Raw genomic sequence first — 18,541 nt, 5'->3', positions numbered from 1 at the left:
CGGGTTACTCCGGGAGGTGCGGTTCGGTGGGCTGGGAGGCCAGGGCCTGCGAGCTGCGGGCGGTGTGGTCGCGGTCGCCGACCAGGACGGCGTCCACGCCGTCGGTGTCGGCCAGGCGGACCTGCACGGCCTCGCGCAGCGAGGTGGGGAGGTTCTTGCCCACGTAGTCGGCCCGGATCGGCAGCTCACGGTGGCCGCGGTCGACCAGGACGGCGAGCTGCACGGCGCGCGGGCGGCCGATGTCGCTCAGCGCGTCGAGCGCGGCGCGGATGGTGCGGCCGGAGAACAGCACGTCGTCGACGAGGATGACGAGCTTGCCGTCGATGCCACCGGGCGGGATCTCGGTGTGCTCCAGGGCGCGGGCGGGCTTGAGCCGCAGGTCGTCCCGGTACATGGTGATGTCCAGGGTGCCCAGCGGGATCTCGCGCCCGGTGATCTGGGCCAGCCGGCCGTGCAGGCGGCGGGCGAGGTGGACGCCCCTGGTGTGGATGCCGAGCAGCACGACGTCCTCCGCGCCCTTGGCGCGCTCGACGATCTCGTGCGCTATCCGGGTGACGACCCGGGCGATGTCCGTGGCGTCCAGCACTTGGTGCGGCGGCCGCGGCGTCTGTTCCTGGTGTGTGGTCATGCCGAAGCGGACCTCCTTCCCCGCCTCACTGGACGGGCCTTAAAGGATGTCTGGGATTCCGCCCCCGCCGACCGGGCGTGGGCTTCGGGTCATCCTACCAGCGCGCCGGGAGGCAAATGGACCTCCATCATTCCGCTTCACCGGGTTCACGTACCAGATGCGCCGACGATGCGGGCCATTCGCACGAGTGCCCCATTCGGCTTGACGCAACTACCTTACTCTACGTAACCTCACAGTGAGTTACGAGACGGGCGTCGAACCCACCGGTAACGACGTCGGCGAATCGCCCGTGACCCACTACTGAACGCGAAGCAATCTCGTCCGGGGAGATCAATGTCCAGCGACTACGCGAAGCAGCTCGGAGGCAAGCTCCGAGCGATCCGCACTCAGCAGGGGCTCTCCCTGCACGGTGTCGAGGAGAAGTCCCAGGGGCGCTGGAAGGCAGTCGTCGTCGGCTCGTACGAGCGCGGCGACCGTGCGGTCACCGTGCAGCGGCTGGCCGAGCTCGCCGAGTTCTACGGCGTGCCGGTGCAGGAACTGCTGCCCGGCGGCACCCCCGGCGGCGCGGCCGAGCCGCCGCCGCGCCTGGTCCTCGACCTGGAGAGACTGACCCAGGTCCCGTCCGAAAAGGCCGGACCGCTGCAGCGTTACGCGGCGACCATCCAGAGCCAGCGCGGCGACTACAACGGCAAGGTCCTCTCGATCCGCCAGGACGATCTGCGCACTCTGGCCGTCATCTACGACCAGTCGCCGTCGATCCTCACCGAGCAGCTGATCTCCTGGGGAGTGCTCAACCCCGACGCGCGCCGCGCGGTGCGCGAGGAGGACGCGAGCTGACGCTCGCCGACCCGCCCTCGGTAGGCACCTCGCTACCGTGCACCGATGTCCTCGGTGGCGGCTAGCAGAAACGTCACGGCGCGGCTCCCGGTCACCGGGAGCCGCGCCGCGGTGTTGCCGTGACCGCCGCCGGACCTCAGCAGGACCTCGGGATCTCGGGACCTCAGCAGACCGTCCCCAGGCTGTAGCCCGGCTGCGCCGCGACGCCGTCCAGCCGGACCGGCCGGGCGGCCGGCGCCCAGTCCGGCCCGCTGCTCGACCAGGCCCAGGCGGCCGACAGGAAGCATTCGTCGGCGGCTCCACCGCGGGCCCCGCCGGAGGCCGCCGAGCCCTGGGAGCCGTGGAGCACGGCGACCGCGGGCAGCTCCAGCGCCAGCCCGGCGCACAGCACCGCGCAGACCAGCTCCAGGTCCTCGTCGTTGATCCGCACCACGCCGTCCTCCCACTGCAGCACCCGGGCCGCCGCGGTCAGCCTGCCGCCCGGCGCGTCCACCCGCAGCCGCAGCTCGTACACCCCGGCGCCCGCGCCCACCAGCATCCGGCGGAACACCTCGCTCCCGCGCTGGTAGGCGGCGCGCACCCAGCGCGCGTGCTCCTCGTCCGTCTCCCCCGCGCCCCCGTACAGCCCGCCGTCGAGCAGCAGGTCGGTGTGGCAGAGCGTCAGCCCGTTCTCCCGGGCCCGGACCAGCCGCGGCACGAAGTCCCCGGCCAGTTCCTCGCCCTGATAGGCCAGCAGCTGGGTCTGCAGCGGCGGGTTGACCAGGTAGCGGTCCCGGGCGGCCGGCTCGGCCGGGTCCAGTCCGTGCAGCAGGCAGAACTCCGCGAAGTCCTGCGGGTGGAACATCCGGGCCCGGACGGTCTCGAACCGCTCCAGCGCGTCGGCCAGCAGCTCGGCGGTGTCGGCCAGGTAGCGCTCGTAGTCGGGGGCGTCGCAGACCCCCCAGGCGCGGGCCCGGGCGAAGTCCGCGGCGCTGGTGAGCACCCCGATGACGAACGCCTGCTCGGTCCCCTCGGCCTGCCGCGGCCGGTGCGGCGCCCGCAGCGCGGGGCGCGGGCCGCCGGTGGTGCAGTCGGAGTTGCGGCGGGCGCGTCCCTTGCGGCTGGTCATCGGGGGCTCCTGGCGTCGGCGGGCGGGCGTCGGTCGGTGACGGTCAGCGGCGGGGCTCGCCGCTGACCGTGTTACTCCCCAGTTCCGCGCGCCACACACGTACGGCGTGTCACAGGAATGTAACCACCGGTAATAGCCGCGTTCTCCCGACCGCCAGGCCCCCGGGACGGTCCCCGGACAGGACCTAGCGCGGCACCCGGGCCAGCTGGCGGGACTGGGCGACCAGGCGGCCCGCCTCGTCCCAGATCTCGGCGTCCTCCTCGAAGTAGCCGCCGGCCATGTTGCGGGTGGAGTGGACCACCCGCAGCCAGCCCGGGGCGGGCTTGGCGCGCAGGTGGACGGTCAGCTCGACGGTCGGGGCCCAGCCGGGCAGGCCGAGGTCGAAGGTGACCGGCGGCAGCGCGTCGGCGACCAGCAGGAGCAGCAGCGGGTCGGGCTCGCGGCCGTCGGCGAGCCGGAACCAGCCCTGGATCCGGCCGTTGCCGGAGGGCTGCCCGAGCGCCCAGCCCACGGTGGCCGGGTCGAGCCGCAGGTCGAAGCGCTCCAGCAGGGCGGCCTGCTCGACCAGTTGGCGGGGCGCGTGCTCGATGCCGATGCACTGGTCCGGCGGCGGCAGCTGGGGCGGGGTGGCGCTGGTGCGCACCTCGCCGTCGGCGGTGGCGAGGTCGCCGTGGCTGGCCACCACGCGCAGGCGTTCGACGCCGTCCTGGCTGAGCGAGGCGGTGCCGGTGGACAGGCCGCGGCCGGTGCGCAGCACCTCGGTGCGGACGGTGGCCGGGCCGGGGGTGGAGGCGGACAGGTAGTAACCACTGATCGACACCGGGTCCGGGTGCTGCCCGTGCTCCAGCGACAGCGCGTGTCCGGCCACGGCGAGCAGCAGTCCGCCGTTGACCCCACCGCCGATCTGCCAGCCGTCGCCGAGTTCGGCCTCGTAGCGGCCGGCCTCCTCGGGGTGTCTGGTCAGGGCGATGCCCCGGTCGAACTCGCTGCGGGTGGCGGTGGTCATGGGGGCCTGCCCTTCGGTTCACGGACGCGGTCGCCGGCGGTCCCACCGGCGAAGTTACTGGTGAGTAGGCCCTCACACTACGCCCACCGGGTGAAACGCGGAACGGCCGCCGGACCCGAAGTTCGGGTCCGGCGGCCGTTGCGCAAGGCGCCACCGACTACCGGCGGATGCTCGGCTTCAGTTCCATGAAGCGGGCGAGCAGACCGTTGACGAAGGCCGGGGAGTCGTCCGTGGAGAACTCCTTGGCGATCTCGACGGCCTCGTCCAGGACGACCGCGTCCGGGACGCCGTCCTCCCAGATCAGCTCGTACGCACCGAGCCGCAGGACGTTGCGGTCCACGATCGGCATCCGGTCGAGGGTCCAGCCCACGGCGTACTGCTCGATCAGGTCGTCGATGCGACGGGCGTACTGGACGTACCCCTCGATCAGCTCCATCGTGTACTCGCCCACCTGCGGGGTGCCCTCGTCGGGCTTGGGCTCGCGGGCGCGGGCTACCCAGTCGGCAAGGACCTGCTGCGGGTCGACCCCGCGGTGGTCGGCCTCGAAGAGGATCTGGAAGGCCCGGGTACGGGCCTTGCTACGTGCGGCCGACACGGACTTACTTCACCCGGCCGAGGTAGCTGCCGTCGCGGGTGTCGACCTTGACCTTCTCGCCGGTGACGACGAAGAGCGGGACCTGGATCTCGGCACCGGTCTCCAGGGTGGCCGGCTTGGTGCCACCGGTGGAGCGGTCGCCCTGGACGCCCGGCTCGGTGTGCTGGATGGTCAGCTCGACGGAGGTCGGGAGCTCGATGTAGAGCACCGCACCCTCGTTGGTGGCGACCAGGGCCTCGAAGCCCTCCAGCAGGTAGTCGGCGGCGTCACCGACGACGGCCGGCTCGATGGTCAGCTGGTCGTAGGTGTCCATGTCCATGAACACGAAGTTCTCGCCGTCCTTGTACGAGAACTGCATGCCGCGCTTGTCGACGTTGGCGGTCTCGACCTTGGTGCCGGCGTTGAAGGTCTTGTCGACGACCTTGCCCGTCAGGACCTCCTTGAGCTTCGTACGCACGAAGGCCGGGCCCTTGCCGGGCTTGACGTGCTGGAACTCGACGACGGACCAGAGCTTGCCGCCCTCCAGCTTGAGGACCATGCCGTTCTTGAGATCGTTCGTGGAAGCCACGGGCGCACTTACTCCTGGATATAGCTGTCAAGGAACCAAGGGTTCGCGTCCTGCCGCCGACGGCCTTCGGGGCCGCCGTCACAGGGCGAGGAGCTCCTTGGTGGTGATGGTGAGCAGCTCGGGCCCGCCCTCCTCGAGGGGGCGCACGACGAGCGTGTCCTCGATCCGGACCCCGCCCTTGCCCGGGAGGTGGACTCCTGGGCCGACGGTGACCGGCACGCGGCTGTCCAGTTTACCCATGTCCGACGGACCGAGGCGCGGCGCCTCCCGGATCTCCAGCCCGATGCCGTGGCCCACCGGGTGCGGCGAGGTCTCGGTGTGCCCGGCCGCCTCCAGGACCTGCCGGGCGGCCCGGTCGGGCACGCACTGCTCGACCCCCGGGCCGAGCGCCTCCCGGCCGGCCCGCTGGGCCCGGAAGACCAGCCGGTGCAGCTCGACCTGCCAGGGCGCGGGGGCGGCCCCGATCACGAAGGTCCGGGCGGTCGAGACCCCGTAGCCGCGGTACTGGGCCCCCATCACCACGGTGAGGAAGTCGCCCTCCTCCACCCGGCGGTCGGTCGGCTGGTGGGCGGGCTGGCCGGAGTGGCTGCCGGTGCCGACCGACACCGGGAAGGCGGCCCGGTCGGCACCGTGGTCGATCATCCGGCGCTCCAGCTCCATCGCCAGGTGGCGCTCGGTCCGGCCGACCAGGATCGACTCCAGCAGCTCACCGAGCGCCTGGTCGGCGATCTCGGCGGCGATCCGCAGATCGGCGATCTCGTGCTCGTCCTTCACCACCCGCAGCCGCTCGACCAGCTGGCCGAGGTCGGCCAGCCGGGCGCCCTCCAGCAGGCCCGCCACCGCCCGGTGCCGGGTGACGGTCAGGTCGTGCTCCTCCACCGCCAGCCCCCGCACCCCCAGCCGGCCGGCCGTGGCCGCGGCGGCCAGCGCGGTGTCCGCCCCGGCCGGCACCGGCACCTGGGTGACGTCGGGGGCGATCAGGTGCTCCCCCGAGTCGTCCGGCGGCAGGTCGTCCGGCAGCGTCAGCAGCGCCCGGTCCCGGGTCAGCAGCAGGGTCGCCCCGCAGGGCGCGCAGCCCGTCAGATACCGGACGTTCGCCGCCCGGGTGATCAGCGCCGCCTCGGCCCCGGCCGCACCGCAGTGCTCCCTCACCCGCTCCCGCCGCCCCGCGTACGCATCCGCCATGCGTCGAGCCTACGAACCCCCGGCCCGAACCGCCCGCCGAGCACCCCCGACGGATGCCCCGACACGCCACTGCGCCCCGTGCGCCCCCGTGCCCCCCGGCGTCCGGGAATGGGCAGGACGGAGGTCGCGTTAGAGCAGATGAAAATGACTTCCATTTCGATGTAAGGTTCGGACCCAGCCCCCCGGACCCCGCACCACCAGCCCCCAGGAGGACGCCCGATGGCCCGCAGCGAACTGCGCCCGGTGATCAAGCTCCGCTCCACCGCCGGCACCGGCTACACGTACGTGACCCGCAAGAACCGCCGCAACGACCCGGACCGGATGGTCCTGCGCAAGTACGACCCGGTCGCCGGCCGGCACGTCGACTTCCGCGAAGAGCGCTGACCGCACCAACCCCCCGGAGGAGCCCAGCCATGAAGCCCGGAATCCACCCCGCCTACCGCCCGGTCGTCTTCCGCGACAAGGTCGGCGGCCTCGCCTTCCTCACCCGCTCGACCGTCACCGGCGACCGCACGGTCGAGTGGGAGGACGGCAACACCTACCCGGTGATCGACGTCGAGATCTCCTCGGCGAGCCACCCCTTCTACACCGGCCAGTCCCGGGTGCTCGACACCGCGGGCCGGGTCGAGCAGTTCCGCCGCCGCTACGGCGACCGGCACTGACCACAACGCCGGAACAGCGCCTCCCCCGGGTCGGGGAGGCGCCGTTCCGGCGTGCGCGAGCAGGGGCTCAGCGCGGCGGCCTGACCACCGGGCGCTAGGACTGCTTCTCGGGCGTCCAGCGCTTCTCGACGCCGGCCAGCTTCCAGTAGCCGATGGCGATCGCCCACACCACCACGAACAGCCCCGCGATCGCGTAGCCGACGTTGTCCAGCGAGATGTCCGCGATGAACCCGGTCACCGGGTCCGTCAGGTCGAGCTTCTCGTGCAGCACGCCGACCAGCTCGATGGTGCCGATGATGAAGGCCACCGCGATCGACAGCCCGGTGATGGTCAGGTTGTAGTACACCTTGCGCACCGGGTTGGAGAAGGCCCACTGGTACGCGAAGTTCATGAACGTCCCGTCCAGGGTGTCGAACAGGCTCATCCCGGCCGCGAACAGCAGCGGCAGGCAGACGATCGCGTACCAGGGCAGCCCGGCCGCCGCGCCCGAACCGGCCATCACCATCAGGGTGACCTCGGTCGCGGTGTCGAAGCCCAGGCCCAGCACCATGCCGACCGGGAACATCTGCCCGGGCCGGGTGATCGAACGGGTCGCCCGGTTCAGGATCCGGGCCATGAAACCGCGCGAGTTGAGGTGCTCCTCCAGCTCCGCCTCGTCGTACTTCCCGGCCCGCATCGAGCGGAACACCTTGAGGATGCCCAGCAGCGCCGCCAGGTTGAGCGCCCCGATCAGGTAGAGGAAGGCGCCGGAGGCCGTGGTGCCGACCAGCCCGAGCCACTTGTGGGTGGCCGAGTCGTCGTCCATCAGGGTGTTCGCCAGCTGGGCGCCGCCCGCCACCAGGGCGGCCATCACCACCACCATCGAGGAGTGCCCGAGGGCGAACCAGAAGCCCACCGAGACCGGCCGCTTGCCGTCCGCCATCAGCTTGCGGGTGGTGTTGTCGATCACCGCGATGTGGTCGGCGTCGAAGGCGTGCCGCATGCCGAGGGTGTACGCGGTGATGCCCAGGCCGACCCCGAACACCTGGGTGCCGACCGCGTAGTCGTGGGGCGCGACCAGGAAGACCAACGTCCCGAAGGCGACCACGTGCATGGCGAGGATCACCCCCATCAGCCCGGCGGCCCGGAGGGTGTCCTCGCGCTTCCAGCGGAAGGTGGGCAGGACGGAGGGGGGCGCCGCCTCGGCGGGAGTGGCGGTTTCGGGCAGGGTCATCTCGGGATCACGCTCCAGCACCTCGTGGAATGACTTCGTGAGATGCCGTGGCCGGTCTCCTGGCTTACGGGGCTTCCGGACCCGCCTTCCCAGGCGCACGAGGCGCCCAGTGGCATGTGGGTCCGGACAACTGTCCCCCGATCACAGTGGCGAGGGCCGCTCCGGACTGGGACCTGTTGAGGGTCCGTCACCGGTCTTCCCGAGCACCACGGCGGGGAACACCGTAGGGGTAGCACCACACCCCCGCAAGGCTGCGCACCTGTGCAGGTGTCCAGGATCACAGGTGGTGAGCTGCCAGAATGTCCGCATGCATCTCGTACCGGCCGACCGCGCGGGCCACCGCACCATCGACGGACACCGGGTCTGCGAGGCCATCGCCGCCATCGGGGACACCGCCCACGTCCGGTCCTGGGCCGAGCGGTTCTCCCTGCTCTCCGACCCCGGACGGCTCGCCCTGCTGCTCGCCCTCCACCGGGCCGGCCCGCTCGCCGTCAGCGACCTGGCGGTCGCCACCGGCATGCGCGACCCGGCCGTCTCCCAGGCCCTGCGACTGCTCCGCACCGCGGGCGTGGTCACCGGCGACAAGGACGGACGCGTGGTGCGCTACCGGCTCGTGGACGACGCCATGCGCCCCCTCCTCGACGAGTGCGCCGCCGCCGAGCACGACGAGCCGACCGCGGCGGTGGGCTGACGACCCGACCGGCCCCCGACAAACCACGCCGAGACGCGGCCGGATGAGTACGATCACGATGTGCCGTCCCACCCCCACGTCTGGCCCGCCGACCGCTGGAACACCCGCCCGGTCAAGGCCCGCGTGCTGGCGGTCGCCCGCACCCTCACCTCAGCGACCCGGGTCCTGGACGTCCTCGCCCTGCTGGACCCGGACGGCATCGAGCGGTACTTCACCGTCAACCCCGGCTCCGCGTTCGCCGACCGCGCCCTGGACGAGTACCTCCACGGCCTGCCCGGCTACACCGTGCTCGACTGGGAGGACGCCGTCCGGCGCCACTTCGACCTCGCCGTCGCCTGCGCCGTCCACGCCTCCATGCACCGCCTGGACGCCCGCCTGGTCGTCCTCCCGCACGGCGCCGGCTACAACCGCCTGGTCACCGAGTCCACCGGCGACACCGTCACCGCCGCCGGCCTCTCCCGCAACGAACTCACCCACCACGGCCGGGTGTTCGTCGACGTCCTCGGCCTCTCCCACCCCGAACAGCTGGACCGGCTGCGGACCTCCTGCCCCGAGGCCCTGGACGTCGCCCGGGTCGTCGGCGACCCGTGCTTCGACCGGATCCTGCGCAGCGAACGCTCCCGCGACGGCTACCGCGCCGCGCTCGGCGCCGTCGACGGCCGCCGGCTCGTCGTCGTCAACTCCACCTGGAGCGAACACTCGTTATTCGGCCGCCACCCCGACCTCCCCCAGCGCCTGGTCCGCCGGCTGCCCGCCGACGAGTACACGGTGGCCGTCGTGCTCCACCCCAACATCTGGAGCCGGCACGACCCCGAGGCCCTGCTCGACGACGCCCGCCGGATGGGCCTTCGCCTCATCCCGCCCCACCAGGGCTGGCAGGCCGCACTCGTCGCCGCCGACTGCCTGATCGGCGACCACGGCTCGGTCTCCGTCTACGGCGCCGCCCTGGCACGCCGCACCCTGCTCGTCGCCACGGGAGCCGCCGAACTCGACCCGCACTCCCCCAGCTACGCCTTCGGCCAGGCCGCGCCCGCACTCGACCCCGACGGCGACCTCGCAGCCCAGCTCGAACACGCCCTGACCACCGACCCGGCCGGGCTCACCGACCTCACCGACCGCTCCCTCGCCCACCGCGGCGCCTCCGCCCGGATCCTGCGACCCCTGCTCTACTCCTTCCTCGACGGCCTCGACGAACCCGCCGGCGAACCGGCCCTGCCGCCCTACCCCCGGCCCGTCCCCCAGCCCGGAAGCACCGACCGGCCCACCGCGTACGACGTCGAGGGCAAGAGCGAGGGGACGGAGGTCAGCCTGCGGCGCTACCCCTTCCGCCCCGACGACCACACCCCGCGCGGCTTCCACGCCCTCACCGACGACCACCCCGGCGACGCCCTGCGCTACACCGCCGAAGTCCTCGCCCGCACCGAGCCGTACGCGGAGCTCCCGGCCATCCACTGGCTCGCCGACACCGCCGCCGAACTCCCCGGCCTCGCCGTCGCGGTGGCCGCCCTCGGCCCGGCCCGCCACGTCCTCCGGCTGCGCACCGGCCTGCTGCTGGAGGCCCGCGCCGAACCGGCCTTCGCCGACCCCGACCCCGTCCTCGACCCACTGCTGCTCGGCTCCGCCGTGGCCTGCTGGCTCGCCGACGGCGGCGACCCGGGCGACCTGCCCGAGCACGGCCTCACCATCCGCACCGGCGAGCACCGCACCCGGGTGGCCTTCACCACCGGGCGCTAGGAGCCCTGGGACCGCTGGGACCGCTAGGAGGCCAGTTCCCGCAGCCGCGCCCGGCTGCGCTCGGCCAGCTCCGGGTCGTCCAGCTCCTCGGCGAGCGCGACCAGCAGGGCGTGGGCCTGGGCCTCCTTGGGGTACGCCTTCCGCTCCCGGGCCCGGCGCACACAGTCGCCGGCCTGCTCGACCGCCAAGTCCAGCTGCCCGAGCGCCCGGTGGGCCCCGGCCCGGATCAGCGGCAGCTTCATCAGCATGTCGTCGTCCCCGGTGTCCACCGCCAGCTCGGTGGCCTGGGCCAGCACCGCCAGCGCCTCCTCCGGCCGCCCGTCGGCGATCAGCGCCTGCGCCAGGTTGTAGCTCTGCACGATCTCGCCGTGGGCGTCGCCCCGGTTCTCGGCCAGGGCCAGCGTGAACCGTTCCACCGCCTCGCCCGGACGGCCGTCGGCCAGGCACAGCAGGCCGTCCGTCTCGTGCAGCACGCCCACCACCCGGCGCTCGGCCACCAGCGGCAGCTGCTCCGCGGCGAGCGCCAACTGCTCGGCGGCCGGCCCGTACTCCCCGCGCTCGTAGTGGGCGCGGGCGAGCTGGTTGCGCATCCGGACCACCGCGTCCGGCTGGTTGTCCCACTGCGCCGACTCGACGCCCAGCCGATGGGTGGCGATCCAGTCCTGGTAGAGCTTGCGGCCGTGGTAGAGCGGCCACAGCGACTCGCAGAGCCGCCACACCTCGCCGTGCCACCGCTGTTCGGCCGCCGCCTCCACCACCGCGCGCAGATTGGCCCGTTCGGCGTGCAGCCACTCCAGGGCCGCCGCCCCGGAGCCGAAGCCGGGCAGGCCCGCTCCGCCGGGCTCCTGCAGCCGCAGCCGCCGCCCCATCGCCCGGTCGGCCAGCGAGGAGCGGCCCCGGTAGTACGCCACCACCCGGGCCAGCAGGTCCACCCGGCCGGGGAGTTCGCGCGTCCGGCCGTAGGCGTGCAGCCGCACCACGTCATGGGCGCGGAAGCGGTCCTCGGCGTCGGCGTCGAGCACCTCGTCCACCAGGTGTACGGCGCGCAGCTCGGCCAGCGCCTTCGCGGGGCTCTCGACGCCCGCCGCGCCGGCCAGTTCGGCCGAGACGAAGGGGCCGGGGTGCACCCCGATCAGCCGGTACAGCGCCCGCCCCTGCGGCGACAGCCGCTCGTACACCGCGTCGTAGGTCGGGCCGAGGCCGTTCTCCTCGTCCTCCAGCACGGCCAACCTGCCCTCCCGGTCGCGCAGTTCGGCCACCACCCGGCCGACCGCCAGGTGTTCCCGGTCCAGCAGCTGGCTCCCGACCGCGTTCAGGGTGAGCGGCAGCCCGCCGCACTCCTCGACCAGCTCCGCCAACTCCGCGTCGGTGCCCCGCCCGACCCCCAGCCACCTGCGCACCAGCTCGGCGCCGGCGGCCGCGCTCAGCGGCCCGAGCTGACGCACCTCGGCACCGTCCGTCCGCAGCGCGGGCAGCCGGCGCCGGCTCGCGACCACCACCAGCCCGCTGGACGGGAGCAGCGCCCGGACCTCGGCGGCGTGCTCGACGTTGTCCAGGAAGAACAGACAGCGGCGTTCGGCGGTGACCGTACGGAACTCGGTGAACCGCTCGGCCTCCGCCGCCGGGGGTTCGCTGCCGAGCGCCCGCAGGAAGCCGGCCAGCAGCTCCGGCAGGTCCACCCCGCTCTGGTGCCGGTAGGCCAGCAGATCCGCGTAGAGGTCCCCGTCCGGGAAGCGCGCCCGGTGCTCCTCGGTGAACTTGGCGATCAGCTCGGTCTTCCCGACCCCGCCGAGTCCGGTGAACACCACGATCCCGAGCCCGCCGGCCTCGACCCGGCCCAACGCCTCGACCAGCGCTGCGAGTTCCGCCTCGCGATTGACGAAGGGGCCGTGCGGCGAGCGGACCTGACGGGGCCTGGGCACCGGCTCCGACTGGTGGAGGTGCAACGACCCGATGTCGCCGCCCACCTGGACCACGTGCCCGCCCACCGTGGCGCCTGACACGGTGTTCGTCACCTCGCGCCGATCCATCCGCCTGCTCCCTCCGGCCGGTCGGGCCCAGCCTACGGGCTGGGCACCCGCCCGGCGGGCGGATCGGCCGCTCAGGCCGCCTGGCAGGTCGGGCACCAGAACAGGTTGCGGGCCGCGTGCTCCTCCGTCCGCACCTCCGTGCCGCAGACCAGGCAGGGCATCGCGGCGCGGCGGTAGACGTACACCTCGCCGCCGTGGTCGTCCACCCGGGGCGGGCGGCCCATCGCCTCGGGGGTGTGCTCGGGGCGGACGGTGTCGATCCGGCCGGCCGCGACGCCCTCGCGCATCAGGGCGACCAGATCGGCCCAGATCGCGTCCCACTCGCGGCGGGTGAGGTCGCGGCCGGCCCGGTGCGGGTCGATGTGGTGGCGGAACAGCACCTCGGCGCGGTACACGTTGCCGACCCCGGCCAGCACCTTCTGGTCCATCAGCAGCGCGGCGACGGTCGTGCGGCTGCCAGATATCCGGCGCCAGGCGGCCTCCGGGTCGGCGTCGGCGCGCAGCGGGTCGGGGCCGAGCCGGGCGGCGACGGCGGCCTTCTCGGCCTCGGTGATCAGCTTGCAGGTGTTGGGACCGCGCAGGTCGGCGTAGCCGTCGTCGTTGGCCAGCCGCAGCCGGACCAGGCCGACGGGCTCGGGCTCGGGACCGGTGCCGAAGGTGAAGCCGCCGTAGAGGCCGAGGTGGACGTGCACCCAGGCGCCCTCCTCGAAGCCGAGGAAGAGGTGCTTGCCGGTGGCCTCCGCGCCGGTGAGCAGCTGCCCGTCGATCGCCTTGGCCTCGTCGGCGAAGCGGCCCTGCGGACTGGAGACCCGCACCGGGCGACCGCCGAAGGCCGTACGGTTCTGGCCGGCGAGGCGGTGGATGATGTGGCCTTCCGGCACGGGCTTCAGCTCCCCGGGTGGTTCTGGCGGGACCGCTCCATCATCGCAGCCGCCACCGACACCCCGGTTCAGCGGACCGGCATGCCCATCAGCCGGGCCAGGATGACGCGGTCCAGCTCGGCGGCCGTGCCGGCGACGTCCAGGTACGAGTTGTCGATGATCGGCAGCCCGGAGTTGTACCAGCCGGCCATCCGCCCGTGGATGCGCGCCACCTCCTCGTCGCCGAGCCGCCGGGTGCCGCCGCGGCGGGCGTTGCGGCGCAGCACCGAGTCCAGGCTGGGCAGCAGGACGACCGGGATCATGCCGGGGCCGATGTGGCGCTTCCAGCCGCCGAGGCCGATCGCCGGGCGGTCCGGGAAGACGGCGTCGTCGATGATGCAGGAGATGCCGTTGGCCAGGTAGTTGCGGCAGGCGAAGCCGCAGGTGCGGCGGGCCAGCCGGTACTGGGCCTCGGAGGCGTTGTTCCATCCGGCCTGCGGGTTGGCGAAGCCGGACTGCACCCACTCGCGGACGTCGTCCAGGCTGATGTGGGCGGTCGGGGTGGTCCGGCGCTCGGCCCAGTACCGGGCGACGGTGGTCTTGCCCGCCCCGGCCGGGCCGATCAGCAGGACGGCGATGGGACCGGCCGGCGTGTGCCGCTGCGGCGGGTGGGCGGGGAGCTGGACGGGCGTTCCGGCGGGCAGCACGAAGTGCCCGGTGCCGCCGGCCGGAACGGGCGCGCTGGGCGCGGGCGGCGGTGCCTGAACAGGAGCCGGGGCCGCAGCGGGCAAGGGAGCGGGCGCTGGACCGGGAGCCGCGGCCGGGGTCCGGGCCGCGGCGGGCGCGGGCACCGCAGCGGGCACGGGCACCGCGGCGGGCGCGACGGGAGGCGCCGGAACCGGCGCGGCCGCGGGAACCGGCGCCCCCGGAGGAGCCACCCCCGCACCGCCCCCCGGTGGCACCGGCGGAGCGACGGGACGCGGCGGGACCTGCCCACCTCCGGCGTACTGCGTCATGGCACCTCCCGACACCTCTCAGCGGGGACACTACACGGCGGCCCGGCGGCGGGCACAGTCCGCCGCCGGGCCGCTGAGCAGCCGTCAGAGCCGCTGATCGGCGATCCGAGCCGTCACCGCGAGGTGAGCTGCTCCGCCAGCGCCCGCAGCGCCAGCTCGTACGAACCGATCCCGAAGCCCGCGATGGTGCCGGAGGCCACCGCCGCGATCACCGAGGTGTGCCGGAAGGTCTCCCGCGCGTACGGGTTGGAGATGTGCACCTCGATCAGCGGCGCGGTGCGCTGCGCCGCGGCGTCCCGCATCGCGTACGAGTAGTGGGTGAACGCGCCCGGGTTGATCACCACGGGCACCTTCCCGTCGGCCGCCTCGTGCAGCCACTCCACCATCTGCTGCTCGGAGTTGGTCTCGTGGACCTCGACCTCGAAGCCGAACTCCTTGCCCAGCGCGGTGCAGCGCTCGACCAGTCCGGTGTACGAGGTGGCGCCGTAGACGTCCGGCTCGCGGCTGCCCAGCCGGCCCAGGTTGGGGCCGTTGAGCACCATCACCCGGGTCACGCCGAGACCTCCGCGTAGGCGGCGACCAGCAGGGACGGGTCGGGGCCCTCCAGCACGGAGGTCTTGCCGAGGCCGTCCAGGACGATGAAGCGGAGGAGGTCGCCGCGCGACTTCTTGTCGATCTTCATCGCGTCCAGCAGCTTGGGCCAGGCGTCCGCCCGGTAGCTCAGCGGCAGCCCGACCGAGGCCAGCACGGTGCGGTGCCGGTCGGCCGTCTCGTCGTCCAACCGGCCTGCCAGGCGGCCGAGTTCGGCGGCGAAGACCATGCCGATGGAGATCGCCGCGCCGTGCCGCCACTTGTAGCGCTCGTTGCGCTCGATGGCGTGGCCCAGGGTGTGGCCGTAATTGAGGATCTCGCGCCGACCGGACTCCTTGAGGTCCCCGGAGACGACGTCGGCCTTGACCTGGATGGCCCGGCGGATCAGCTCGACGGTGTGCGGGCCGGCCGGCGTCCGGGCGCCCTCGGGGTCGGCCTCGATCAGGTCGAGGATGGCCGGGTCGGCGATGAAGCCGCACTTGATGACCTCGGCGAGCCCGGAGACGTAGTCGTGCCTGGGCACGGTCTCCAGGGTGCCGAGGTCGGCCAGCACGCCCACCGGCGGGTGGAAGGCGCCGACCATGTTCTTGCCCTCGGCGATGTTGATGCCGGTCTTGCCGCCGACGGCCGCGTCGACCATGCCGAGCAGCGTGGTGGGCATGGAGATCCAGCGCACCCCGCGCAGCCAGGTGGCCGCGACGAAACCGGCCAGGTCGGTGGTGGCACCGCCGCCGAGGCCGACGACGACGTCGCTGCGGGTGAAGCCGGTCTGCCCGAGCACCGACCAGCAGTAGGCGGCGACCTCGGCGCTCTTGGCCTCCTCGGCGTTCGGCACCTGGAGCCCGATCGCCTCGTACCCCTCGCCGGCCAGGTCCTCGCGGATGGCGTCGGCGGTGGCGGCCAGCGCCTCCGGGTGGATGATCGCGACCCGCCTGGCCCGCGTCCCAATCAGCGGCGCCAGTTCACCGAGCAGCTGGTGCCCGATCAGCACGTCGTACGGGTCGTGGCCGGCGCTGCCGCCGACGTGAATCCTGACGGTGGTGTCAGTCATGGGGGGTCTTCAGCTCCAGTGCTTCCAGTACGGCGTCCGCGACCTGCTCGGGGGTGCGGTCGGCGGTGTCGACGACGGCGGTGGCCACCTCCAGGTAGAGGGGGCGGCGGGCCTCCATCAGCTCGCGCCAGCGGGCCCGCGGGTTGACGGCCAGCAGCGGGCGCGGGGCGTCCAGGCCGACCCGCTTGACGGCGTCGCCCAGCGGGACCTCCAGGAAGACCACCGGCAGCTCGCGCAGCAGCTCGCGGGTGGCCTCGGCCATCACCGCGCCGCCGCCGAGCGCCAGCACTCCGCGGTGGCCCTCGGCGGCCGCGCGCACGGCGCGGACCTCCAGCTCGCGGAAGTGCGGCTCGCCCTCGTCGATGAAGATCTCCGGGATGGGCTTGCCGGCCAGCGTCTCGATGTCGGCGTCGGTGTCCCGGAAGCCGACGCCCAGGCGCTCGGCCAGGGCCCGCCCGACGGTGGACTTGCCACTGCCGGGCGGGCCGACCAGCACGACGACGGGAGAGGTCATGCCCCCACCTCGCTTCGCTCGGCGGGCGATGACCGCAATCGGCATCCTCTGATGATGAGCTCGCTTCGCTCACTCATTTGATGATCAGGTTCTCGAGGTAGCTCTGCACATTGCGACGGGTCTCCGACACGTTGTCGCCACCGAACTTCTCGTTCACCGCGTCGGCCAGCACCAGCGCGACCATCGCCTCGGCGACGATGCCGGCGGCCGGCACCGCGCAGACGTCCGAACGCTGGTGGTGCGCCTTGGCCGGCTCGCCGGTGCGCACGTCCAGGGTCTGCAGCGCCCGCGGCACGGTGGCGATCGGCTTCATCGCGGCGCGCACCCGCAGCACCTCGCCGGTGGAGAGCCCGCCCTCGGTGCCGCCGGAGCGGCCGGAGGTGCGCTTGACGCCCTCGGCGGTCGGGACGATCTCGTCGTGCGCCTTCGAGCCGGGCACCCGGGCCAGCTCGAAGCCGTCGCCGACCTCGACGCCCTTGATCGCCTGGATGCCCATCAGCGCGGCGGCCAGCCGGGCGTCGAGGCGGCGGTCCCAGTGCACGTGCGAGCCGAGGCCCACCGGCACGCCGTACGCGAGCACCTCGACCACGCCGCCGAGGGTGTCGCCGTCCTTGTGGGCCTGGTCGATCTCGGCGACCATCGCCTTCGAGGCGTCCGCGTCCAGGCAGCGCACCGGGTCGGCGTCCAGCCGGGCCTCGTCCGAGGGCAGCGGCACCACGCCGGCCGGCGCCTTGGCGGCGGCCAGCTCGACCACGTGGCTGACGATCTCGATCCCGGCCACCTCGCGCAGGTACGCCCGGGCGACCGCGCCCAGCGCGACCCGGGCGGCCGTCTCCCGGGCGCTGGCGCGCTCCAGGATCGGCCGGGCCTCGTCGATCGAGTACTTCTGCATGCCGGCCAGGTCGGCGTGGCCGGGCCGCGGGCGGGTCAGCGCCTCGTTGCGGGCGAGGCCCGCCAGCACCTCGGGGTCGACCGGGTCGGCCGACATGACCTGCTCCCACTTCGGCCACTCGGTGTTGCCGACCATGATCGCGACCGGGCTGCCCATGGTCAGGCCGTGCCGGACGCCACCGAGGAAGGTCACCTGGTCCTGTTCGAACTTCATCCGCGCCCCGCGGCCGTAACCGAGCCGGCGGCGCGCCAGCGCGTCGGCCACCACGTCGGTGGTGACCGGTACACCGGCGGGCAGGCCTTCCAGCGTCGCGACGAGTGCGGGGCCGTGCGACTCCCCCGCCGTCAGCCAGCGCAACGTACCCAACGGAGCTCCTTCATCAGCGGGCCGGCCCACGGCACCGCCGCGGCCCGCCCGAGCGTGCCTTCCGTCCGAATCCTTTCATGACCCGGCGGCGCCCGGCGGCACAGTCCGGGTGACGGACGGCAACCGGTCACACGGCGAAACGACCGGACCGGAGCCGACGGGCTCAGCGGCCGGCCAGCGCCCGCTCCCCGGCCGCGCGCATCGCCGCGAGCGGCCCGGGGGCGCGCCCGGTGAAGGCCTCGCTCTGCAGCACCGCCTGGTGGACCAGCAGGTCCAGACCACCGAGGACGGTCGCCCCGCGCTCGGCGCAGGCGGCCGCCAGCGCCGTCGGCCACGGGTGGTACAGCACGTCGAACAGCGCGCCCGGGGCCGCGGGCAGTGCGCCGGCGAAGGCGTCGGTCGCCCCGACCGGTGTGGTGGAGACGGTCAGCGGCCGCTCCAGCGCCTCGGCGCCGCGCTCCCAGTCGGCGGTGCGCACGGGCACACCGAGCCGCTCGCCCAGCTCGGCCATCTCCCGGGCCCGCTCGGCGCTGCGCACGTAGACCGTCACCTCGCCGGTGCAGACCTGGGCGAGCGCCGCCAGCGCGGAGGAGGCGGTGGCCCCGGCGCCCAGCACGGCCGCGGCCGACACCTCGGTGATGCCGCGCTCGCGCAGGGCGTTGACCAGCCCGGGGACGTCGGTGTTGTCCCCGGTGCGCCGCCCGTCGGCGGTGAACACCACGGTGTTCACCGCGTCCACCGCGCGGGCCGCCGCGCTGACCTCGTCCAGCAGCGGGATGACCGCCCGCTTCAGCGGCATGGTCAGCGACAGCCCGGCCCACTCGGCCTCGTCCAGTCCGACCAGGAAGCCGGGCAGGCCGGCCTCGTCGACCTCGAAGCGGTCGTAGCGCCAGCCGTCCAGCCCGAGCGCCGCGAAGGCGGCCCGGTGCAGGTCCGGCGAGAGCGAGTGGGCGATCGGCGAGCCGAGAACGGCCGCCCGGTGCTTGCTGGTCAA

Annotated in this window: 20 protein-coding genes and 1 riboswitch; of the genes, 5 read left to right on the top strand and 15 right to left on the bottom strand. The window is 73.6% G+C overall.

Annotated features, from left to right (window positions below):
• Nucleotides 1–4 precede the first annotated feature (4 nt).
• Nucleotides 5–628, bottom strand: a complete 624-nt coding sequence (pyrR, locus tag ACZ47G_RS21130; protein ID WP_380458595.1) for a bifunctional pyr operon transcriptional regulator/uracil phosphoribosyltransferase PyrR — start codon at nucleotides 626–628, stop codon at nucleotides 5–7.
• Between the two features lie 333 nt (nucleotides 629–961).
• On the opposite strand from pyrR, the gene bldD reads away from it, so the two are divergent.
• Nucleotides 962–1,465 carry a transcriptional regulator BldD gene (gene bldD, locus ACZ47G_RS21125; protein WP_030056198.1) on the top strand — a complete coding sequence of 168 codons (504 nt, stop codon included), beginning with the start codon at nucleotides 962–964 and terminating at the stop codon, nucleotides 1,463–1,465.
• A 163-nt stretch (nucleotides 1,466–1,628) separates the two neighbouring features.
• Here bldD and ACZ47G_RS21120 read toward each other — a convergent pair whose 3' ends face one another.
• The 5 genes from ACZ47G_RS21120 to ACZ47G_RS21100 all read right to left on the bottom strand — a co-directional run bounded on the left by ACZ47G_RS21120 (nucleotide 1,629) and on the right by ACZ47G_RS21100 (nucleotide 5,927).
• Nucleotides 1,629–2,573 carry a hypothetical protein gene (locus ACZ47G_RS21120; RefSeq protein WP_465744747.1) on the bottom strand — a complete coding sequence of 315 codons (945 nt, stop codon included), beginning with the start codon at nucleotides 2,571–2,573 and terminating at the stop codon, nucleotides 1,629–1,631.
• 184 nt (nucleotides 2,574–2,757) lie between these two features.
• Nucleotides 2,758–3,579 (bottom strand): thioesterase family protein, encoded by an 822-nt coding sequence (locus tag ACZ47G_RS21115; RefSeq protein ID WP_380458598.1) that lies wholly within the window; start codon nucleotides 3,577–3,579, stop codon nucleotides 2,758–2,760.
• Between the two features lie 157 nt (nucleotides 3,580–3,736).
• A complete protein-coding gene (gene nusB / locus ACZ47G_RS21110; RefSeq protein ID WP_380524334.1) occupies nucleotides 3,737–4,174 on the bottom strand; it encodes a transcription antitermination factor NusB in 438 nt (145 codons plus the stop codon).
• Between the two features lie 4 nt (nucleotides 4,175–4,178).
• Nucleotides 4,179–4,742 (bottom strand): elongation factor P, encoded by a 564-nt coding sequence (gene efp, locus ACZ47G_RS21105; protein WP_380464075.1) that lies wholly within the window; start codon nucleotides 4,740–4,742, stop codon nucleotides 4,179–4,181.
• A 78-nt stretch (nucleotides 4,743–4,820) separates the two neighbouring features.
• Nucleotides 4,821–5,927: a M24 family metallopeptidase gene (locus ACZ47G_RS21100; RefSeq protein ID WP_465744744.1), complete on the bottom strand. Its 1,107-nt coding sequence runs from the start codon at nucleotides 5,925–5,927 to the stop codon at nucleotides 4,821–4,823.
• A 219-nt stretch (nucleotides 5,928–6,146) separates the two neighbouring features.
• Between ACZ47G_RS21100 and rpmG the strand changes: the two genes are divergently transcribed.
• Together rpmG and ACZ47G_RS21090 are read left to right on the top strand one after the other, a co-directional pair.
• Complete coding sequence (gene rpmG / locus ACZ47G_RS21095; RefSeq protein ID WP_350508653.1) at nucleotides 6,147–6,311, top strand: 50S ribosomal protein L33; 165 nt, start codon at nucleotides 6,147–6,149, stop codon at nucleotides 6,309–6,311.
• A gap of 29 nt (nucleotides 6,312–6,340) precedes the next feature.
• Nucleotides 6,341–6,589 carry a type B 50S ribosomal protein L31 gene (locus ACZ47G_RS21090; protein ID WP_375889960.1) on the top strand — a complete coding sequence of 83 codons (249 nt, stop codon included), beginning with the start codon at nucleotides 6,341–6,343 and terminating at the stop codon, nucleotides 6,587–6,589.
• 94 nt (nucleotides 6,590–6,683) lie between these two features.
• Here the strand turns inward: ACZ47G_RS21090 and nicT are convergent, their stop codons facing one another.
• A complete protein-coding gene (gene nicT, locus ACZ47G_RS21085) occupies nucleotides 6,684–7,802 on the bottom strand; it encodes a Nickel transporter NicT (RefSeq protein ID WP_465744741.1) in 1,119 nt (372 codons plus the stop codon).
• 32 nt (nucleotides 7,803–7,834) lie between these two features.
• A riboswitch (cobalamin riboswitch) is annotated at nucleotides 7,835–8,028 on the bottom strand.
• Nucleotides 8,029–8,109: 81 nt separating this feature from the next.
• Between nicT and ACZ47G_RS21080 the strand changes: the two genes are divergently transcribed.
• Together ACZ47G_RS21080 and ACZ47G_RS21075 are read left to right on the top strand one after the other, a co-directional pair.
• Complete coding sequence (locus ACZ47G_RS21080) at nucleotides 8,110–8,493, top strand: ArsR/SmtB family transcription factor (RefSeq protein ID WP_465744739.1); 384 nt, start codon at nucleotides 8,110–8,112, stop codon at nucleotides 8,491–8,493.
• 60 nt (nucleotides 8,494–8,553) lie between these two features.
• Nucleotides 8,554–10,227 (top strand): hypothetical protein, encoded by a 1,674-nt coding sequence (locus tag ACZ47G_RS21075; protein WP_465744737.1) that lies wholly within the window; start codon nucleotides 8,554–8,556, stop codon nucleotides 10,225–10,227.
• 23 nt (nucleotides 10,228–10,250) lie between these two features.
• On the opposite strand, the gene ACZ47G_RS21070 is transcribed toward ACZ47G_RS21075, so the two are convergent.
• From ACZ47G_RS21070 to ACZ47G_RS21035, 8 genes are all read right to left on the bottom strand, one after another.
• A complete protein-coding gene (locus tag ACZ47G_RS21070) occupies nucleotides 10,251–12,230 on the bottom strand; it encodes an AAA family ATPase (RefSeq protein WP_465744735.1) in 1,980 nt (659 codons plus the stop codon).
• A 98-nt stretch (nucleotides 12,231–12,328) separates the two neighbouring features.
• Complete coding sequence (locus ACZ47G_RS21065) at nucleotides 12,329–13,138, bottom strand: Fpg/Nei family DNA glycosylase (protein WP_380461191.1); 810 nt, start codon at nucleotides 13,136–13,138, stop codon at nucleotides 12,329–12,331.
• A gap of 68 nt (nucleotides 13,139–13,206) precedes the next feature.
• A complete protein-coding gene (locus ACZ47G_RS21060) occupies nucleotides 13,207–14,133 on the bottom strand; it encodes an AAA family ATPase (RefSeq protein WP_465744733.1) in 927 nt (308 codons plus the stop codon).
• 113 nt (nucleotides 14,134–14,246) lie between these two features.
• A complete protein-coding gene (aroQ, locus tag ACZ47G_RS21055; protein WP_030553681.1) occupies nucleotides 14,247–14,675 on the bottom strand; it encodes a type II 3-dehydroquinate dehydratase in 429 nt (142 codons plus the stop codon).
• Between the two features lie 8 nt (nucleotides 14,676–14,683).
• Nucleotides 14,684–15,775, bottom strand: a complete 1,092-nt coding sequence (aroB, locus tag ACZ47G_RS21050) for a 3-dehydroquinate synthase (protein ID WP_465744731.1) — start codon at nucleotides 15,773–15,775, stop codon at nucleotides 14,684–14,686.
• Nucleotides 15,768–16,289: a shikimate kinase gene (locus ACZ47G_RS21045; protein WP_380461186.1), complete on the bottom strand. Its 522-nt coding sequence runs from the start codon at nucleotides 16,287–16,289 to the stop codon at nucleotides 15,768–15,770. Before ACZ47G_RS21045 ends, aroB begins: the two co-directional genes overlap by 8 nt.
• 73 nt (nucleotides 16,290–16,362) lie before the next feature.
• A complete protein-coding gene (gene aroC, locus ACZ47G_RS21040) occupies nucleotides 16,363–17,547 on the bottom strand; it encodes a chorismate synthase (RefSeq protein ID WP_465744728.1) in 1,185 nt (394 codons plus the stop codon).
• A gap of 163 nt (nucleotides 17,548–17,710) precedes the next feature.
• Nucleotides 17,711–18,541, bottom strand: coding sequence for a shikimate dehydrogenase (locus ACZ47G_RS21035; protein WP_465744726.1), 831 nt, complete (start codon nucleotides 18,539–18,541; stop codon nucleotides 17,711–17,713).

Source organism: Kitasatospora sp. NPDC030952 (assembly GCF_055571335.1).
The sequence above is the reverse complement of the archived record's forward strand: the minus strand, read 5'-3'. Positions and strand labels throughout refer to the sequence as shown.